Source organism: Paraburkholderia sp. BGA-UO-ETr-F12 (genome assembly GCF_059567945.1).
On the sequence record NZ_JCAQOZ010000050.1, the window covers coordinates 31,692 to 50,840 of the forward strand.

Here is a 19,149-nt window from a genome sequence, read left to right on the forward strand (position 1 = left end):
CCGAGGCTGCAACCGGCAAACTCGACATTCAAAATAGAGAGGGCCCTAGCGTCGTGCAATCAGACTATCTCGCCCATGACGCCATCGGCCTCGCCGAACTGGTTCGAAGCCGCGAAGCAAGCGCTCGCGAATTGCTGGACATCGCGATCTCCCGCACGGAGGCCGTCAATCCCGCGATCAATGCGATTGTTCTGAAGGACTATGACGCCGCGCGTCAGCGTGCCTCGCGCGATGACGCGAGCAGAACAGAACGCGCGAATCATCCGGACCGTGAAAGCGCGCAGGCAGCGCTCGCGGGCGTGCCCTTTCTGATCAAGGATCTGGGTGCGGCGGTGGCCGGCTTGCGCATGTCGATGGGCAGCCGCCACTATCGCCACTTCATCCCCACCGAGGACGCCCCGGTCGTCGCACTGGCGAAGGCGGCGGGCCTCAATATTTTCGCCAAGACCAGCACGTCCGAACTCGGCCAGATGCCTTATACGGAGCCCGAACTGTTCGGCCCGTGCCGTAATCCCTGGAGTCTCGATCACACGCCCGGTGGCTCGAGCGGCGGCGCGGCCGCGGCGGTCGCCGCGGGCATCGTGCCGCTTGCGCACGCGTCGGACGGCGGCGGCTCGATCCGCATTCCCGCGTCATGTTGCGGATTGTTCGGGCTCAAACCTTCCCGCGGACGGGTGCCGCGCGCGGCGCCGACCGCGCCGGTCGGCGAACTCGGTGTCGATCATGCGGTATCGCGCAGCGTGCGCGACAGCGCATTACTGCTCGATCTGCTGGCGGGCAACGCCGATAGACCGCTCGGCGCGCCGGGCACTTTCCTTGGCGCAAGCCGCGAGCCGTGCAAGCCGCTGAACATTGCCTACGTCACCGATTCGATGCTGGCGCCTTCGCTCTCCACCGACTCGCGCGCCGCGCTCGAAGACGCTGCACAACTCGCCAGTTCGCTGGGACACAACATCGAGCCGGTATCGCTCGGGATCGATTTCGCGGCAGTCCGCCATGCGTTCCTGATGCTCTGGTCGGTGACGGCGGAAGAAATGGTGCTGAACGCCGACCGCATCACGGGCCGCAAGCCGCTGCGCGACGAATTCGAGATCTCGACATGGGCCATGGCGCATGTCGGCCGCAAACTTGGCGAACGTGGCCTGCCGAGCGCACTGGAAGAACAACGCCGTATCACTGAACGCCTTACCGATTTGCTGAACCGCTACGACGTGCTTCTGTGTGCGACGCTTGCGGGCGCGCCGATCAAGATCGGCGAAATGCACCCTACCTCCGCGGAACGCATGCAGATGCGCGCCGTCACGGCCATGCCGCTCGAACCGCTGATGAAGAAGCTGTTGACTGAAGCGTCGAACAAGGCATTCGCGTGGGCGGGATGCACGGAGCTGTTCAATCTGAGCGGACAACCGGCGATGTCGGTGCCGCTCTACTGGAACGCGCGCGGCTTGCCTATCGGCGTGCAGTTCGCCGCACGCAATGGCGGTGAAGCAACGCTGTTGCGGCTAGCCGCGCAGCTCGAAACGGCTCGGCCATGGTTCGACAGGCGGCCGCCGCTGATGCAGGCACGCAGCTAGACGAGGAGGAGGCTCGCGGCGTATCGGCCCAGTCGGGCCGCTTCATTCGCCTGACCGCAAAGGTCGGCAGATCGCTCACCAACGAAAAAGGCGTCTGCCGCGCAGAGCGGCAGACGCCTCGATGATCGGACCGTAGCCCGGCGCTGCCATGTTGCAGCGCAGTGGCCGCGCCACTGAATGTGCGCGCGGCTGAAACGAAATCAGGCCTTCTTGTTATATGCGCTGCACCAACCCTTGCTCGCGACCTGCTTGCCCGCGAACATCGGGCAGCCCGCGTACGGGTCGGTCGGCTTGCCTTGATAGAAGCTGCAGTTGCCGCAATCCTGGCCGGCTGCATACTTCGCGAACTTCGCCTTGTCGACTTTGCTTGCGTCCGCCTTATAGCCGAGCGCCTGAGCGGTCGGATCGGTTTCGGCAACCTTCGGTGCGTCGGCGAAGGCCTGGCGCGACAACGCGAGAGTCGATGCCACGCCAATGCTGGTGATCAAAAACGTACGACGGGAAGATTTCATGGGGGACTCACTCCATTTATATTGAACTGATCGCCGTTCTGGTGACAGCGGTCCCCAAGGATAGCAATGAAGCCGTTACGCGTGACGACCCAAATGATAGAGATAAGCGAATCGGTACGACACCGCGCCCGAAAATCGAGCGCGGGGTGCCGGTTAATCGCATGAGCGTGAGAATCTGAGTGAAAACCCGAAGTGCGACGATTAGGCGCGCCCGCTCAATTCGCAAACGCGTTGCGCAATTGCCAGCGAGGCGGTCAATCCCGGTGACTCGATACCGAACAGATTGACGAGCCCGCGCACGCCATGAGCGGCCGGCCCCTGAATCACGAAATCGGCGGCGGGCTCGCCTGGGCCGGAAAGCTTCGGACGAATTCCCGCATAAGCGGGCTGCAGCGCATGGTCGGGAAGCGCGGGCCAGTACGCGCGAATCGCCGCGTAAAAGGCATCCGCGCGATGCGGGTCGACGTCGTAATTGATCGCATCGACCCATTCGACGTCCGGACCGAAGCGCGCCTGGCCGCCCAGATCGATAGTCAGATGCACGCCGAGCCCGGCTTCGTTCGGCATTGGATAAATCAGCCTGCTGAACGGTGCGCGCCCCGAGATGCTGAAGTAGTTGCCGCGCGCGAGATAAAGCGGCGGCACATGGCGTGCATCGAGGCCGCGAATCGTGCGGGCCAGCGCGTTCGCCTGCAAACCGGCGCTGTTGATCACGCAGGCAGCGCTGATCGTGGTCGGCGCACTGCCGCCCACCTTGATGATGAAGCGGCCGTTGCTCGCCTCGATCGCCTCGACCGGCGCGTGGAACGCACACACCGCGCCGTCGCGCTCGGCGTCGCCCTGTAGCGCCAGCATCAACTGATGACTATCGACGATGCCTGTCTGCGGCGAAAACACCGCTTCCACACATTCGAGCGCGGGTTCGAGCGCTTGCGCCTGATCGCCGTTGATCCGCATCAGGTCGAGCACGCCGTTCTCACGCCCTTTCGCCATGATGCTTTCGAGCTGAGGAATCTGATTGCGCGAGGTGGCCACCAGCAGTTTGCCGCAGCGCGAATGCGGCACGTTGTGCTCGGCGCAGTATTCGTAGAGCATCTCGCGGCCGCGCACACAGAGCGCCGCTTTTAGCGAGCCGCGTGGGTAGTAGATCCCCGCGTGAATCACTTCGCTATTGCGTGAACTGGTGCCCACACCGATCGCCTCGGCCGCTTCCAGTACGATTACTTCGCGCCCGCGCGCCGCGAGAGCGCGCGCCACGGCGAGGCCAATCACGCCTGCGCCGATCACTACACATTCGATCTGATCCATGTCCCTTGACGCGGCCAACCTTGCCGCGCGCTGCCTCGTTCACCCGATAACCATGAAGACAGGGTGCGGCTATCGAGAACCGCACACCGCTCGCTGTCGAACGCTCCTGGCCTTCCGCAACCGTCTGGAAAAATTGCACGACGCTGCACAGACACAAATGCCCGCAGTCGGAACTGCGGGCATTCGGTCTCGAACAGGTCTAAAACGCATGCTTCGGACAGGATCAGTGTACGCCGCCGACGGCCGCCGCGCTCGACTCTTCATGCGGGCCGGATGCACAACGGCGGCGCGAACAGCATGTGCCACGACGCAATCGCACCTCGTAATTAGCAACAATTGCCGAAGCATTCACCTTATTTTCGGTATGGATACCCGATTTGCAACCTCAATAAACTCCGTTGAAGGGGGTTTTCACACAAAAACGGCGCAAAAAACCTCAAAAACCGATCGGTTTTCGGCGATTTCCGTAATCCAGCCTGATATCGCTGGCTTCAATTCCATCGCGCCCGTCAATGCGCGCCGCGCCGAAGCCATTCAGAATCGCCCGCCGCATTTCACGGGGCGACGCCAGCTTCAGCGCATCGAGCGCGGCGTCGCCGAGGGTTTCCGGAAAGCGCAGCCCCCAGTTATGCGCCGAGCGAATCTCGTGATAGATCGATTGGGCGATACGGCGCGCGCCGTCGTGATCCGGCGGCGGAATCTCGTACACGTTCATCCGGTTCAGAATCGGCTCGGGGATCGAGCGCTCGTCGTTCGCCGTTGCAATCCAGATCACGTGGCCGGCATTAATGGGGATCTCGGCGAATTCGTCGATAAAAGCCTGTGCCGTGTCGTGTTCCAGCAGCGCGTAAAGCGCGCCGAGCGGATCGTATTGCGAATCGCCGGTGGCCTTGTCGATTTCGTCGACCGTGATTACGGGGTTCGCGTAACTGCCGTTCACGAGCGCATCGAACACCTTGCCCGGCTTGGCGTTCTTCCATTGCGACGAGGCACCCGACAAAATCCACCCTGCCGTCAACGAACTCATCCCAACATACTGGTAGGCGGTACCGAGCAGGCGCGCCAACTGCTTGGCAAAGTGAGTCTTGCCGATACCCGGGTCGCCCAGCAGCAGGATCGGCATGAGTTCGAGACGGTCCTCGGTCTCGAGACACAGGGCGACCTGCTTGCGGATGTCGTCGAGTGGTGCTGAAAAGTTGGGCAGCGCGTCGATCAGATCGTCGATCGAGGGCATCCGGTTCGGCTTGACGCAGAAGCGCAGATTGCCGGTTTTCAGCATCTTTTCGTATGTGGCGCGCAGTGCCTCGTTCGCGCCTTCACCGAGATCGTTCAGTGCGTGCTCGACCTGATCGAGGTCGTACACCTGGCTGAAAGATGCTACGGCGATTTCCTGTTTGACCATGGCTGTTGTCATCGCTCACCCCGTCTGGCTGGCCTTGCTGCTGCGGCGCCTGATGGGCGCCGTTCCAGTTTCAGTGTAGCGATGACATATTCGTGTGCAAGCCAGCAGTCGTGCGGCTCTGCTGCTAACAACGGCTTGTTTTCGGTGATACCTCGCCCCACCTGAAATACTGTATTGCTGAACCCGGCCCTGTTTGAAATGTCAGAAAGGCGTTCAGCGCATCAGGCGTAAGATGGCCTTCTGTCTAACCTGCCGGATGCAGTGACCGGAGATTTTGTTTATGTGGAAAACCAGTATCGCCGCGGTGCTGACCGCCGCGCTGTTCGGCACCTCACTGCTTGCCAACGCGCAAGGGTCGGCGCAGCAGGTCGTGCAATGGCAGCTGCAGGTCATGCGCGACGGCCAGCAGATCGATTCGTTCGACGGCACTACGACCGTCGGCCAGGCGCGCACGGACACGCATCACAAGGTGGTGCAGCACAACGTCGGCTGTAAAGACCAGCCTGGCGGCAGCATCGATCTGGCGCGCACGCTGACGGTCTCGCCGCTGCGGGCGGATGCGAGCGCGGTCACGTTGTCGATCGACGCGCAGGAAACGTTCGAGGAAGACACGCCGCAGCAGACCGACACCGGCTGCAAGCTGCCGCCGCAACCGCGTCAGGTGAGCGCTAGCCATCCCGGTCTGACAGTGCCGGCCGGCCAATGGGCCACCTGGACGATCGTCGACAAGGATCCGAAGCTGGTCTATCGCGTGCGTGCGAGCCTTGCAAACAGTCCTGATTAGACCCGAGCCTGCGCTGGAGCAGTCGCACCAGCGCAGGTCCAGGCAACCTCGAGCAAACTCAAGCGAACAACCGAAGCCTCAACAGAACACGTGGACAACGCGGCATGCGAAACCCAGAAGAATTGATCCGCGAGAGCGCAGCGCCCAAGGATTTCATTGCGGTGAGCTGGAATCTGCACAAAGGCCGCACACCGCTCGGTTTTCAGGCGTGGCAGGCCATGCAGCGCTGGGTTCAGTCGACCCACGCGGACGCGTATTTTTTACAGGAAGCGATGGCGCGGCGCATGCCCTCGCCGATGCTGGCGAGCAGCTTCGGCTCGCCGCTCGCCGATCCGTTAAGCGATGTCTGGCATTGCCAGGCCACAGAGATCGCACGCGCGGCCGAACTCGAAATTGCGCTTGGACCGAACGTGTTCAAACCGTCATGGCGGCATGGCAATGCGATTCTGTCGCCGCATCCGCTCGACCTCGGCGGACGCTGGGATATCTCCGCGCACCGCTTCGAAAGGCGCGGGCTGCTGGTGGCGCGAGCCACCTTCGGCGGTCATTCGGTCACGCTGCTGTGCGCGCATCTCGCGCTCACGCGCTCGGCGCGCTTGCGGCAGATGAACTGGATCGCGCACTGGATCGCGAAAGAAGCACCGGACGGTCCGCTGGTGCTGGCCGGCGACTTCAACGACTGGCGCAACGACTCCGTACCGCTCTTCGCCGAACACGGTCTGCAGGAAGTGGCCACATTGCTCGGCGAATCCGCTCGCACGTTCCCGGCCTTCTCTCCAGCGCTCGCGCTCGACAAGATGTTCGTGCGTGGAATGCAACCGGTCGAATGGATCCAGCCGACGCAGGAAACCGCGTGGCTCTCGGATCACCTGCCGTACATGGCGCGCTTGCGGGTGGAGTGAACCCCGCTCCGAACTAGCCCCTGCGCGGCGTCCAGTTCAGCGCCGCGGCAATCTCCTCGCCCGGCTGCAGCACGCAACCGCCCACGTGCTCCCGCATGCCGACCGCGTTGAAACAATCGGTGGTGTTGGTCACCGGTTCCACGCACAGTTGCGTATCGTTGGCGGGCGCGAATACCACCATATGATCGAAGGGCGCATCGGCGGTCATCGTCAATTGACGGTGTTCGTCGGGCCACGCAATCGTCGCCTCGCGCGACCAGTTGGCGAAGTTGTTGTCGAGCGCGAACGCATCCGGCGACATGCCGTGAAGCAGCGCCTCGACCGCCGGGTGCGGACCGAGATGCGTGGGCAGCACGTTCGCGTCCGCGTGCCACATGCCTTGCACATTGGCGTAGACACGGGTCTGCGCAGTGCGCGGATAGTACGGATGATGGCCCATGCCGAACGGCATCGGCCGCTCACTCAGATTCTGCGCGGACATCGCGATACGCAGCGCGCCGCCGATCAACTCGATGTGTTGCCGCGCGCGATAACGGAACGGCCAGTCACCGGGCCGCTGCGAATCCGGCTCGTGTTCGAAGTGCAACTCGACCGAGCGCTCCGTGCGCGCCCCTACCTGCCAGGGACTCCGCCACGCATTGCCGTGCAGCGCGTGCGCAAAACGCTTGTCATTGCCGTTCAGATCGACCGTGACGCCGCCGAACTGAAAGCGCGCGTCGCGAATCCGGTTGCAGTAGGGAAAAAGCGGGAAGCTCGCCATGCGCAGCGGATCGCGTTCGTCGAACGCTACCTGCGTGGCTGGGCGCAACCAGTGCAGCGGGCCTGCGGGCGTCGACTCGTAATAAGCTGCCAGCGCGCCGCCGATTTCAGGCGCGACCACCACGCGTGTGGCGCCTGAAGTCAGCGTGACAAGCGTCGGCGCGATCGCGGGGTCGTCGAGCCACGTGAGTTCGGTGAGTTCATGGCCGAAGGGCCGGACCGGATTCAAGGAAACGTCGCGCATGGTCAGAAAAGGCCGGGCCTCAGGCGGATGGCGGCATGAACGCCCATCGATGTCTCCCTATGGCATGCCGCGCACAGCGCGCAGCCGGCGAACCGTCGAGGTTCGCGCGACCGAGAATCGCACGCCAAAGCACATCGGTCAATATTATTAGTAATAAATTTGTCTGATTTGACCCATCCACGTGTTGTTAGAAGCTCCCAAATGGCGGGTTAGCGCGCGTTGCTGCGTGCATATTATTAGTGGTACCGTCGCACCACGAATGCCACCGGCATGCCCCTGTTTTTGCGCCGCTGCAACGCGGCCCGCACAATGAAAAAATCGACTCAACGCCGTCCGACCATGACCGACATCGCCAAGCTCACCGGCGTGTCGCAATCCACGGTCTCGCTGGTCCTGAACAACGCGACCGGCGCAAAATTCTCCGAGACCACCCGCAACAAGGTGCTGAAGGCCGCGCACGACCTGGGCTACCGGCTTTCGCTGCGCGAACCGGTGTCGGCTTCGAACGACGAGCGCAACCTGATCGTCTATCTGGCCGACGAGATTTCCACCAGCCCCCACCCGGTCGTCAACATCGACGGCGCGCGCGATGTGGCTTATGCAAACGGCAAGATGCTGGCCGTCTACTCGACGCACGGCAACGCCGACATCGAAAAGCAGGTGCTCGACGCCACACTGTCAAACCCGCACGTATTCGGCGTGATCTACGCGACCGTCTACACCCGCAAGGTCACACTGCCCACGGCACTCTCGCAGGTGCCCACCGTATTGCTGAACTGCTATACGAGCGAAAGCGCGGTGTCGTCGGTGGTGCCCGCCGAGGTCGCGGGCGGCCATCTGGCGACCGACTATCTGCTGCAGGCGGGACATCGGCGGATCGGCTACATCAACGGCGAGCCGTGGCAGGACGCCTCGAAAGACCGCCTCAAGGGCTATCGCACCGCCCTCGCCACCGCCGACCTGCCGTTCGCGCCGGAACTGGTGCGCGACGGCGACTGGAGTTCGGGGCTCGGCTTCGAAATGACCCTCTCCCTGATGCGCGAAGCCCATCCGCCGACCGCCATCTTCTGCGCCAACGACCTGACCGCGCTGGGTGCAATCGAGGCTTTGAAGCAACTCGGCCTGCGCGTGCCCGAAGACATTTCCGTACTCGGCTATGACGACCAGGAAATTGCCCGTCACACGCATCCGCCGCTGTCGACGGTGGTGCTGCCGAACTACGAACTGGGGCGCTGGGCCGTCGAAACCCTGCTGCAGGAAGAGCACAACCGCGCGGCCGGCGCACCGGTGCGGCACCGGCTGGTGAAACTCGACGGACCGCTCATCGAGCGCGGCTCGGTCAGGGTAATTACCGAGGCAAAAAAGCCGGCAATTAATATTATTAGTGATTGACCGATAATAATTCTCGATGAAATAATCGGCACGTGCGGTCGGGGTGAAGCAACCCCGCCGCCAGGAGAAACACTAAAAGCAAATACATCTCATCGGTACTGGAGGAAGACAATGGCGTCGCTCAACACGCAGTCGCGCAAGCACGTGCGCAAGCAACAGATTCGTCCGCTGGCAGGTTCGCTGCTGGCTCTGGCAATCGGGTTCGGCGTCGCCACTGCGCACGCCGACGACGCGTTGCCGAAGTTGCCCAACAAGACCCCGCTGAAAGTCGGCTTCGCGCAGACCGAAAGCAACAATCCGTGGCGTCTCGCGGAGACCAAGAGCTTCAAGGACGTCGCCGCGAAGTGCGGCTGGCAACTGGTCATGACCGACGCCAACAGCTCGAACGCGAAACAGGTATCGGACATCCAGAACATGATCGCGCAGCACGTCGATCTGCTGGTGTTCCCGCCGCGCGAAGAAAAGCCGCTCGCACCGGTCGTGCTGCAGGCCAAGAAGGCCGGCATTCCGGTAATCCTGGTCGACCGCGACGTCGACCAGTCGGTCGCCAAGGCAGGCCGCGACTACATCACCTTCATCGGCTCCGACTTCATCGATCAGGGCCATCGGGCCGCCAACTGGCTGGTCAAGGCCACCGGCGGCAAGGCGAAAATCATCGAACTCGAAGGCACCACCGGCGCGTCGGCGGCGAACGATCGCAAGAAGGGCTTCGACGAAGTCATCGCGAAGAATCCGGGCATGACGATCATCGCCTCACAAAGCGGCGACTTCGCGCGCGACAAGGGGCGCCAGGTCATGGAAACGCTGTTGCAGGCACATCCCGACGTGACCGCCGTCTACGCGCATAACGACGAAATGGCGCTCGGCGCGATCGCCGCGATCAAGGCGGCCGGCAAGCAGCCGGGCAAGGACATCCAGATCGTCACGATCGACGGCACCAAGGGCGGCATGGATGCAATCGCCGCCGGTGAACTCGGCGCAAGCGTGCAATCGAGCCCGTTCTTCGGCCCGCTCGCCTGCGACGTCGCCCAGCGTTACGCGAAGGGCGAGAAGATCCCGACGTGGGTCAAGGTGTCGGACCGCTTCTACGACAAGAGCAACGTGCAGCAGAACATGCAGTACGGCTATTGATCGACAGGCGCGCCGTCGTACACGCGGTTATGCAGCTTGAGGACTATGCCTGAACGGCGTGGTCCACGCGCTCCATACCGCGCGGCAAGCCTCTTCAGGGCAGTGCCCGCAGGACGTCCCCGCTCCGGATCAGTCTCCTCGGGGAGCGGGTGGCGAGAAGGGTTCGGAGCGACGCGCTCGTGGCAGCACGGGCCGTCGCTTCGCTTTTCATGAGCCGCCGCTTGACTTTGGTGCGGCGTAATATGGTTCGGCGACACCGTCGGCAGAGCGCCCGAACGAATGGTCACAGCGGCTCACACGTGCGTCCCACGCTGCAGGCTCAGCCGGCACGTGAAGCAGCACACGCATCAGGAGGACATCCGTGACGGAATCCGGCACGCAGACGCCACACGCCCCCCTCACCCGCACGCCGCTACTGGAGATGCAGGATATCGGCATCAGCTTCGGCGGCGTACCCGCGCTGCGCAGCGCCAATCTGAGCGTGGCGGCCGGCGAAGTGCACGCGCTGATCGGTCAGAACGGCGCCGGCAAATCGACCATGATCAAGATCCTGACCGGCGCTTATCGGCGCGGCTCGGGCAGCGTGCGCTTCGAAGGCCGCGAAGTCGATTTCCGCACGCCAAAACAGGCGCGCGAAGCGGGCATCAGCACCATCTATCAGGAGATCAACCTGGTGCCGTTCCGCTCCGTGGCGGAGAACATTTTCCTCGGCCGTGAGCCGCGCCGTTTCGGTCTGATCGACTGGCGCGCGGTGCATACGCGCGCCGCCGCCCTGCTCGAATCGTTCGGCTTGCAGATCGATGTGAAGAAACCGGTCGGCCGCTATTCGACCGCGATCCAGCAGATGGTGGCGCTGGCGCGCGCCGTCTCGTCGGATGCGAAGATGGTCATCATGGACGAGTCCACCTCGTCGCTCGATGAACGCGAAGTGGAACTGCTCTTCACCGTGGTGCGCAAGCTGCGCGACGACGGCCGCGCGGTGATCTTCGTCTCGCACCGGCTCGATGAACTGTACGCGCTGTGCGACCGCGTCACCGTGATGCGCGACGGCCAGACGGTCGCGCAAAGCACGATGGCGGAGATGGACAAGCTGCAACTCGTCACGACGATGCTCGGCCGCACCCTCGCCGCCGTCGTGCAGGAAGATGCCGCCGCGCGCGAAGCGAATCTCGCGCGGCGCGGCAAGCAGGCGATCGCCGCGGTGCATCTGGGCACGCATCCCAAGGTGAGCGATGTGTCGCTCGCAGTGCATGCGGGCGAGGCGGTCGGTCTCGCGGGCCTGCTCGGCTCGGGCCGCACCGAAACCATGCGCCTGATGTTCGGCGCCGATCCGCTTGAACAAGGCTCGTTGTCGATTGGCGGCGAGGCGGTGGCATTGAAATCACCACAGGATGCCATCGCGCGCGGCCTCGCATACCTCACCGAGGACCGCAAGGCCGAAGGCATCGTTCCCGAACTCTCGGTGCGCGACAACCTCACGCTCGTCTGCTTGCGCGCGCTGGCGAAGAACGGCGTGGTGGACGTGAAGAAACAGCAGGCGATTGTCGGGCGTTTCATCGCGTCGCTCGGCATCAAGCTGCGCTCGGCCGATCAGCCGATTCGCGAATTGTCCGGAGGTAATCAGCAGAAGGTCCTGCTCGCCCGCTGGCTCGCCGCTGAGCCTTCGCTGCTGCTGCTCGACGAGCCGACGCGCGGCATCGACGTCGGCGCGAAAGCCGACGTCGCGAAGATCGTGCGCGAACTGCGCGATGCGGGCCTTGCCGTGCTGCTGTCCGCTTCCGAGCTCGAAGAACTGACCGCCGTGGCCGACCGCGCGGTGGTGATCCGCGACGGCCGCACGGTCGCCGAACTGAACGGTGCGGACATGAGCGAGACCGCGATCATGGACGCCATCGCCTACGGCAGCGACGGCCAGTCGCAACTGGTCGAAGCCGCGCAAACGGCAAACGCCGCCCATATCGAAGACGCGTTGGAGGGCGACCGTCATGGCGCTTAAGTTGCACACCGAGTCGTTGCATACGCAGCCCACCCAAGCGACGCAGCCGATGCCGCAGCCGGATAACGCCGCGCCGCGCGCCACGGCGGCCTCGACAGTGAAGAAATGGCGGCACCTCGCCATGCAACGCGAAGTGATCGTGCTGCTCACGATGGTGCTGTTCAACCTGATCTTCACCCCGCACTTCTGGTCGCTGCAAACCTTCAACGTCAACATGACGCAGGTGGTGACGATCGTGATCGTCGGCATCGGCATGACGCTGGTGGTGGCGACCGGCGGCATCGATCTGTCGGTGGGCGCGTCGATGGCGATCTCGGGCGCGCTCGCGCCGATGCTGTTCCTGAACATTCCCGGACCGGGCGGCATTGCGCTCGCGTTCGTGCTGCCGGTGCTGGCGGCAGCCGCGTGCGGCGTCTTCAACGGCTTGCTGGTGACGAGGCTATCCGTCCAGCCAATTGTCGCGACGCTGGTGCTGTTCATCGCCGGGCGCGGCATCGCCCAGGTCGTCACCGACGGCAGCCTGCAGGCGTTCAATACGCCCGCCTTCCAGTGGATCGCCCTGGGCAAGGTCGCCGGCGTGCCGTTTCAGGTGCTGCTGATGCTCGCGCTGGTCGTGCTGTTCGCATGGATCGTGCGCAAAACGCTGTTCGGCCAGTATCTGCTGATTACCGGCGGCAACGAAAAGGCCGCCTACCTGTGCGGGGTGCCGACGGCCACCGTGAAACTCATCGCCTACACGCTATGCGCCGCGCTTGCGGGGCTGGCCGGGCTGATCTCGATCTCGGTGAACTCGTCGTCGGATGCGAATGTGGTGGGACTCGGCGTCGAACTCGACGCGATCGCCGCGGTGGCGGTCGGCGGCACGGCGCTGACGGGTGGCAAGGCGTACATCGGCGGCACGCTGATCGGCGCGCTGATCATCCAGATGCTGCGCTATACGCTGCTCGCGCACGGCATTCCCGACGCGGCGGCGCTAGTGGTGAAAGCCGGCATCATCATCGCGGCGGTTTATGTGCAGCGGCGCTCACGGTAAGACACTCCCGGATTCGATGCGATGAAAAAGAACCTCCCCATCCTGATCGCCCTCGTCGCGCTCGTCGTGCTCGGCCTCGTGCGTTACGACCATTTCGGTTCGGCCTACAACATCACCTCGTTCTGGCGCTACAACTCGATGTTCGCGCTGATCTCGATCGGCATGGCCTTCGTCATCATCACGGGTGGGATCGATTTGTCGGTCGGCACGGTGGCCGCTCTGGCCAGCGTCGTCGCCGCGTTGACCAGCGTGTACGGCGGCTGGGTCGCCGTTCTGGCCGGTTGTGCGGCGGGCGTGGCCGTCGGCGTGCTCAACGGTCTGATCATCACGCGACTGAAAATCCTGCCCTTCATCGTGACGCTTGCCACCAGTCTCGGCGCGCACGGGGTCGCGCTGCTGCTCGGCAAGAACGATGCGGTGTCGATTGCCGCCGACTCGAACTTCGGCAACTTCGGTCAAGGCGATCTGTTCGGCCTGCCGATCCCGGGGATTGTGGCGGTGGTGGCGGCGGTAGCCGGCTGGCTCGCGCTGCGCAGCACGCGCTTCGGGCGGCATTCGCTGGCCATCGGCGGCAGCGACGAAGCGGCGCGGCTGATGGGCCTGAACGTCGACCGCACGCTGGTGATGGCTTACGCGGTCAGCGGCCTGCTCGCCGGCATGGCCGGCGTCATCCTCGCCGCGCAGTTCGGCGCGGGACAGCCGAACGAAGGCGTCGGCTGGGAGTTGTTCGCGATCTCGGCGGTGGTGCTCGGCGGCACCTTGCTCACCGGTGGCGAAGGCTCGATTGCGATGACGATCGCCGGGGTGCTGCTGCTCGGACTGGTGTTCAATCTGCTGAATTTCGAGAATGGGCTTGGGTTCATCAGCCTCTCGGCGTACTGGCAATCCGTGATTCGCGGGGTTTTCCTGCTGCTGGTGATCGTGCTGCAGGCCAGGGTCCTGAGGCAGCGCGGCAAGAAGCGTGTGACGGCCCCGGCCTGAGCGGCGACGCGCCGCGCGCGGTGCTTTGCCAGTTTTATCAGCAGGGTCAATGCTGCGGTGCACGGCAGGTTTCGGTATCATCCTGAAAATGTTGCCCGCGCGGGGCGCCTATCCGGCGCATGCCGGACAACCGGTGGCAGCCGCCCAGCGCGGTTTGCGCCCGTCGCCGTACCCCTGCTGAAGCGCGGATATCACCACGCCAACGTACTTCGCGGCGCCAATCGTGCCAACTGCCGGCGCCGCCGCTTCCAGGTCCGGTAATCCGCTTCACCGCGCTAAACCGCCGCGCCGCAGCCCTCTGGCAGCGAGCGCGGTAAAATAGCAGATTGCGCGTGATTCCCGAGCTCGGGTTAGCGCAGCATTGCCCTTGCCGTGCCGGCCGGCTCTAACGACTGGCCGCCTTTTTCGCACTATCCAAGAAGCCATGAGCAACCTGAATTCACAAACCGTCCTGAGCGTCCATCACTGGACCGATACGCTTTTCAGCTTCACCTGCACGCGCGATCCGTCGTTCCGTTTCGAAAACGGCCAGTTCACGATGGTGGGCCTCGAGGTGGACGGCAAGCCGCTGATCCGCGCCTACAGCCTCGCGAGCGCGAACTATGAAGAGCACCTCGAATTCCTGAGCATCAAGGTGCAGGACGGCCCGCTCACGTCGCGTTTGCAGCATTTGAAGGTCGGCGACGAAGTCCTGATCGGCAAGAAGCCGGTCGGCACGCTGATGGCCGACAACCTGCTGCCGGGCAAGACGCTGTGGCTGCTGTCCACCGGCACCGGCCTCGCGCCGTTCATGTCGATCATCAAGGATCCGGATATTTACGACCGCTATGAGCGCGTGGTCCTGACCCATACCTGCCGTTTCGTCGACGAACTGGCGTACAAGGAATACATCACGGACCACCTGCCGGCGCACGAGCATCTGGGCGAACTGGTGCAGGAAAAGCTGCTGTACTACCCGACCGTGACGCGCGAAGCGTTCCAGAACCGCGGCCGCATCACCGAGCTGATCGAAACCGAAAAACTGTTCGCCGACCTCGGCGTGCCGGGCTTCTCGCTCGAAAACGACCGCGTGATGCTGTGCGGCAGCCCGCACATGCTGCGCGACACGCGCAAGCTGCTCGACGACCTGGGCTTCCAGGAAGGCAGCAACAATGCGCCGGGTCACTACGTGGTCGAAAAGGCGTTCGTGGGTTAAGCGGACACCTGGATTGAGCGGCCAGCACCGCGCATCAGCAAAAAGGAGCCTCCGGGCTCCTTTTTTGTTGCGCAGTTACAAATTAGTGCCATTGTTTTAACATTTGGCGTCGGTATTATTCCTACAGATCGACCGTTGCAGAACATCAACCATTGCGTGAAATATACGCGCTAACCCTTGGTGTACCTGCATTTTTTCTTTTTTTAAGATATCATCGCGGCGCACGATCGGTCGGTTTGCACACCATCCGTGGCATGACCTGCATGTTACTGAATGTAAATTTCGTTACGCCACAGCGTAGCAATTTGTCCGTCGCGCACAACGCTTCAAAGACATCACTGGAGGCCAGAGACTCGCATGCGTTCTTTTGTCTTCGCGCCGATGCGCACCCGCTTCGCCGGCCACACTGCTTCCTGAGAGGGAAAGTCATGGATACGTCGGTTGTCGTCCCGGTTGTTGCCCCGGTTATCGTCCCGTTTGGCACTCACACTACGCCCTCACTCGCTCACGCCGCGCCGCAATCCGCTGCTGAGCGCGAACTCGCGCTGCTGCGCGCGCGCGTGCGCGAACTGTCGGCCGAACTCGTTCAGGCGCAGGAAGCGGCTTGCCGCCATGTCGCGCGCGAACTGCACGACGGCGTGGGCGCCGAGCTGACCGCGACGCGTTTCGCCCTTGCCGGCGTCGAAACCTGGCTGCCCGCCGATGCGCCGCAGCAATGCGCGGCGGCGCTGGCCGTCGCGAATCGTTCGCTCGACGCCGTGTGCGCCGCCAGCCGCCAAGCCGTCGCGGAACTGCATGCGCCGTCGCTCGAAGCGGGGATCGTCGGCTCGCTGTCGCAATGGACTCGCGACTTCGCCGCACGCACCAACCTGCGCACGAGTTTCGTCTGCGCCTCAGACGCACGGCTCGCGCGCCTGCCCACCGACGCTGCGCTGGCCGTGTTCCGGGTCGCCCAGGAAGCATTGAACAACATCGCGAAGCATGCGCGCGCCGAATCCGCCGACGTGCGGATCGAAACCGGCCGTCGTCACCTGACGCTGATCGTCAGCGACGACGGCATCGGCGTGACGCGCAACGCGCGCGACCGTCGTGGCCACTTCGGCCTGAGCGGCATGCAGGCGCGCTGCGCCGCTTTCGACGGCACCCTGCGCATCAGTGCCCGGCGGGTGGCGTCGCGCCGCAACGACAGCGGTGAAACGTCGCGCGGCACGCTGGTACGCGCACGCTTTGCGTGGGATGCGATGCTGGCGAGCGCACCGGGCGCTACGCGTCGCGCGCTGCAATCGTGAGCACGCCATCATGAGCCTGCGCATTCTGCTCGCCGACGACCATGCGGTGGTTCGCCAGGGCGTCCGCCAGTTGCTGCTCGACCGCGGCATCGCGCGCGAAGTCACCGAGGCGCAAAGCGGCGCCGAGGCGCTCGACGCCGTCGCCCAGCACAGCTACGACGTGGTGCTGCTCGACATTTCGCTGCCCGACATGAACGGCGTCGAAGTGCTCAAACGCCTGAAACGCAAGGCGCCGCGCGTCGCCGTGCTGATGTTCTCGATGTACCGCGAGGACCAATACGCCGTGCGCGCGTTGAAAGCGGGCGCCGCCGGCTACCTGTCGAAAACCGTCGATGCCGCGCAGATGATCGGCGCAATCCAGCAGGTCGCGGCGGGCCGCAAGTACGTCAGCCCGGCCATGGCCGAAGCGCTGGCGGACTATGTCTCTTTCGACGGCGAACAATTGCCCCACGAAAAGCTCTCGGACCGCGAATACCAGACGCTATGCATGCTGGCGTCCGGCAAGCGGCTGACGGACATCGCCACGACGTTATCGCTGTCGGTGAAGACAGTCAGCGTGTACCGCACACGGCTGCTCGAGAAGATGAAGCTGCGCAATAACGCCGAGTTGACCTTTTATGTGATGAGCAACCGCCTCGTCGACCTGAATCCGGCGATGGCCGGCTGAGGTTTCTTCTCCGGCGCTCGCTGCAGAGCATGCGAGCGCTACGGGCAGAACGACGAGAGAGCTATTCCCATCCTGATTGGCGGTGCAGCGGGCGAAAATCTTTCCCCCGCGCGGCTTCTCCAGACAAATGCCTCGCCCGGCACCCGTTCCTCAAGTATTTTCCGCCCGCCGCATCGCCGCCAGAAACACCGTCCCAAAATGGTGCGTGAGCGCGCATCCGCTAAAATCGAGGGTTTTCCGACATTCGGCGCGCAAGATGCGTGCACTACTGGAGACCACCGCCAATGTCCCTGTTTCGCAAGAAGAACGTCGAGCACATGATCGCCGCGAGCGTTCAGAACGCCGGCCTGAAAAAAGCGCTTGGCGCGCTCGATCTGACTTTCCTTGGCGTCGGCGCGATTATCGGCACCGGCATTTTCGTGCTGACCGGCACGGGCGCCGTTCAGGCCGGCCCGGCGCTGATGGTGTCGTTCCTGATCGCGGCGGTTGCCTGCGGTTTCGCTGCGCTCGCCTATGCCGAGTTTGCGTCGACCATACCGGTCGCGGGTTCTATCTATACGTATTCATACGCGACGCTCGGCGAACTGGCTGCGTGGATCATCGGCTGGGACCTGATGCTCGAATACGGGCTGGCGACGTCGGCGGTATCGGTCGGCTGGTCGGGTTATCTGCAATCGCTACTGTCGGGTTTCGGCGTGAGCCTGCCCGTTGCGCTGACCGCGGCGCCAGGCGCGTTGCCGGGGCACGAGACACTGTTCAACCTGCCGGCTTTCCTCGTGATGATGGCGATTACGGCGTTGCTGTCGATTGGCGTGCGTGAGTCTGCGCGAATCAACAACATCATGGTGGCGATCAAGGTGACTGTGGTGCTGCTGGTGATCGGCGTGGGCGTTTTCCACGTGACGCCGGCGAACTGGCATCCGTTCATGCCGAACGGCTGGAACGGCGTGTTCGGCGCGGCGGCGGTGATGTTCTTTGCGTTTATCGGGTTCGATTCCGTGTCGTCCGCGGCGGAAGAAGTGAAGAATCCGAAGCGTGATTTGCCGATCGGGATTATTGCTTCGCTGGGTGTGTGCGCGGTGCTGTACGTCGCTGTGGCGGCTGTGGTGACCGGCATTGTGCCGTCGGCGCAATTCGCGAATATTTCGCATCCGGTGTCGTATGCGTTGCAGGTAGTGGGCGAGAAGTGGGTCGCGGGATTTATCGACCTTGGCGCCGTGCTGGGCATGCTGACGGTGATTCTGGTGATGGCCTATGGCCAGACGCGGGTCATTTTCGCGATGTCACGGGATGGCTTGTTGCCTGCGAAGCTTTCGAAGGTGCATCCGAAGTTTGCTACGCCGTTCTTTACGACTTGGCTGGTGGGGATTTTCTTTGGGTTGATTGGCGCGCTGGTGCCGTTGAATGTGCTGGCTGAGTTGATCAACATCGGCACGTTGGCCGCGTTTTCGATGGTGTCGATTGCGGTTCTGGTTTTGCGTAAAACGCATCCTGAGTTGCCGCGGGCGTTCCGGTGTCCGGGTGTGCCGGTTGTGCCGGTGTTGGCGGTCGCTTCCTGCCTGTTCTTGATGGTTAATCTTCAGGCGGTGACCTGGATCGCGTTTGTGGTTTGGTTGCTCATTGGGATGGTGATTTATTTTGGGTATTCGCGGCGGCATTCCAAGCTGGCTAAGTGAAGATTGAGTTGTTTGCCTAGGCGGCTGGCGGTTTTTTTTGGGGCGTTGCCGGGTAGTTGGTTGTTGGTCGTGCGCTTTTGGGCTTTTGCTTGCTGTGCTCGTGGTCTGGTCTGGTGTTGGTCTTTTGGCCTTTCCTTGATTTGTTAGTGGTCTATTAGCGTTGCCCCTGTGCGGGGCGGCACTGGGCCTGTCAGTAATTTCGTGTTTGAGGCATAACATGTCGCCAAGGAGTGACTATGCCTCGCAAACCGAAAGCCAAGCCGGTAGACCTGCCGGCAATTCCCGCCGAGCTGCTTGAACAGTT

The 19,149-nt window shown here is 63.2% G+C and carries 16 protein-coding genes; 12 read left to right on the top strand and 4 right to left on the bottom strand.

All coding sequences use genetic code 11. The features are described from left to right. The first annotated feature begins 53 nt into the window (after positions 1-53). Positions 54-1,574 carry an amidase gene (locus AC57B6_RS22065; RefSeq protein ID WP_046567097.1) on the top strand — a complete coding sequence of 507 codons (1,521 nt, stop codon included), beginning with the start codon at positions 54-56 and terminating at the stop codon, positions 1,572-1,574. A gap of 200 nt (positions 1,575-1,774) precedes the next feature. On the opposite strand, the gene AC57B6_RS22070 is transcribed toward AC57B6_RS22065, so the two are convergent. The 3 genes from AC57B6_RS22070 to AC57B6_RS22080 form a co-directional block, all read right to left on the bottom strand. Then, positions 1,775-2,086, bottom strand: a complete 312-nt coding sequence (locus tag AC57B6_RS22070; protein ID WP_028197776.1) for a high-potential iron-sulfur protein — start codon at positions 2,084-2,086, stop codon at positions 1,775-1,777. A gap of 201 nt (positions 2,087-2,287) precedes the next feature. Then, positions 2,288-3,394 carry an NAD(P)/FAD-dependent oxidoreductase gene (locus tag AC57B6_RS22075; RefSeq protein ID WP_028197775.1) on the bottom strand — a complete coding sequence of 369 codons (1,107 nt, stop codon included), beginning with the start codon at positions 3,392-3,394 and terminating at the stop codon, positions 2,288-2,290. Between the two features lie 436 nt (positions 3,395-3,830). Next, on the bottom strand, positions 3,831-4,808 hold the full coding sequence (locus AC57B6_RS22080; protein WP_028197774.1) for an AAA family ATPase: 978 nt from the start codon (positions 4,806-4,808) through the stop codon (positions 3,831-3,833). Positions 4,809-5,076: 268 nt separating this feature from the next. Here AC57B6_RS22080 and AC57B6_RS22085 point away from each other — a divergent pair, with 268 nt between their 5' ends. Together AC57B6_RS22085 and AC57B6_RS22090 are read left to right on the top strand one after the other, a co-directional pair. Further along, complete coding sequence (locus AC57B6_RS22085; RefSeq protein ID WP_030100047.1) at positions 5,077-5,580, top strand: hypothetical protein; 504 nt, start codon at positions 5,077-5,079, stop codon at positions 5,578-5,580. 104 nt (positions 5,581-5,684) lie between these two features. After that, positions 5,685-6,482, top strand: coding sequence for an endonuclease/exonuclease/phosphatase family protein (locus AC57B6_RS22090; protein ID WP_106352107.1), 798 nt, complete (start codon positions 5,685-5,687; stop codon positions 6,480-6,482). 13 nt (positions 6,483-6,495) lie between these two features. On the opposite strand, the gene AC57B6_RS22095 is transcribed toward AC57B6_RS22090, so the two are convergent. Next, positions 6,496-7,485 (bottom strand): aldose 1-epimerase, encoded by a 990-nt coding sequence (locus AC57B6_RS22095; RefSeq protein WP_496422109.1) that lies wholly within the window; start codon positions 7,483-7,485, stop codon positions 6,496-6,498. A gap of 339 nt (positions 7,486-7,824) precedes the next feature. Between AC57B6_RS22095 and AC57B6_RS22100 the strand changes: the two genes are divergently transcribed. From AC57B6_RS22100 to bcaP, 9 genes are all read left to right on the top strand, one after another. Beyond that, complete coding sequence (locus tag AC57B6_RS22100) at positions 7,825-8,877, top strand: LacI family DNA-binding transcriptional regulator (RefSeq protein WP_028197770.1); 1,053 nt, start codon at positions 7,825-7,827, stop codon at positions 8,875-8,877. Positions 8,878-8,988: 111 nt separating this feature from the next. Next, complete coding sequence (locus tag AC57B6_RS22105; RefSeq protein ID WP_028197769.1) at positions 8,989-10,008, top strand: ABC transporter substrate-binding protein; 1,020 nt, start codon at positions 8,989-8,991, stop codon at positions 10,006-10,008. A 421-nt stretch (positions 10,009-10,429) separates the two neighbouring features. After that, positions 10,430-12,004 carry a sugar ABC transporter ATP-binding protein gene (locus tag AC57B6_RS22110; protein WP_496422112.1) on the top strand — a complete coding sequence of 525 codons (1,575 nt, stop codon included), beginning with the start codon at positions 10,430-10,432 and terminating at the stop codon, positions 12,002-12,004. Between the two features lie 49 nt (positions 12,005-12,053). Continuing rightward, entirely contained in the window at positions 12,054-13,037 is a 984-nt protein-coding gene (locus AC57B6_RS22115) for an ABC transporter permease subunit (protein ID WP_491564205.1), read from the top strand. Positions 13,038-13,058: 21 nt separating this feature from the next. After that, entirely contained in the window at positions 13,059-14,018 is a 960-nt protein-coding gene (locus AC57B6_RS22120) for an ABC transporter permease (RefSeq protein WP_496422110.1), read from the top strand. Between the two features lie 424 nt (positions 14,019-14,442). Next, complete coding sequence (locus AC57B6_RS22125) at positions 14,443-15,213, top strand: ferredoxin--NADP reductase (RefSeq protein ID WP_007179649.1); 771 nt, start codon at positions 14,443-14,445, stop codon at positions 15,211-15,213. A 428-nt stretch (positions 15,214-15,641) separates the two neighbouring features. Next, a complete protein-coding gene (locus tag AC57B6_RS22130; protein ID WP_496422111.1) occupies positions 15,642-16,502 on the top strand; it encodes a sensor histidine kinase in 861 nt (286 codons plus the stop codon). A gap of 10 nt (positions 16,503-16,512) precedes the next feature. Next, a complete protein-coding gene (rqpR, locus tag AC57B6_RS22135) occupies positions 16,513-17,169 on the top strand; it encodes a response regulator transcription factor RqpR (RefSeq protein ID WP_028197764.1) in 657 nt (218 codons plus the stop codon). Positions 17,170-17,453: 284 nt separating this feature from the next. Further along, on the top strand, positions 17,454-18,845 hold the full coding sequence (gene bcaP / locus AC57B6_RS22140) for a branched-chain amino acid transporter BcaP (protein ID WP_028197763.1): 1,392 nt from the start codon (positions 17,454-17,456) through the stop codon (positions 18,843-18,845). The last annotated feature ends 304 nt before the right edge of the window (positions 18,846-19,149 follow it).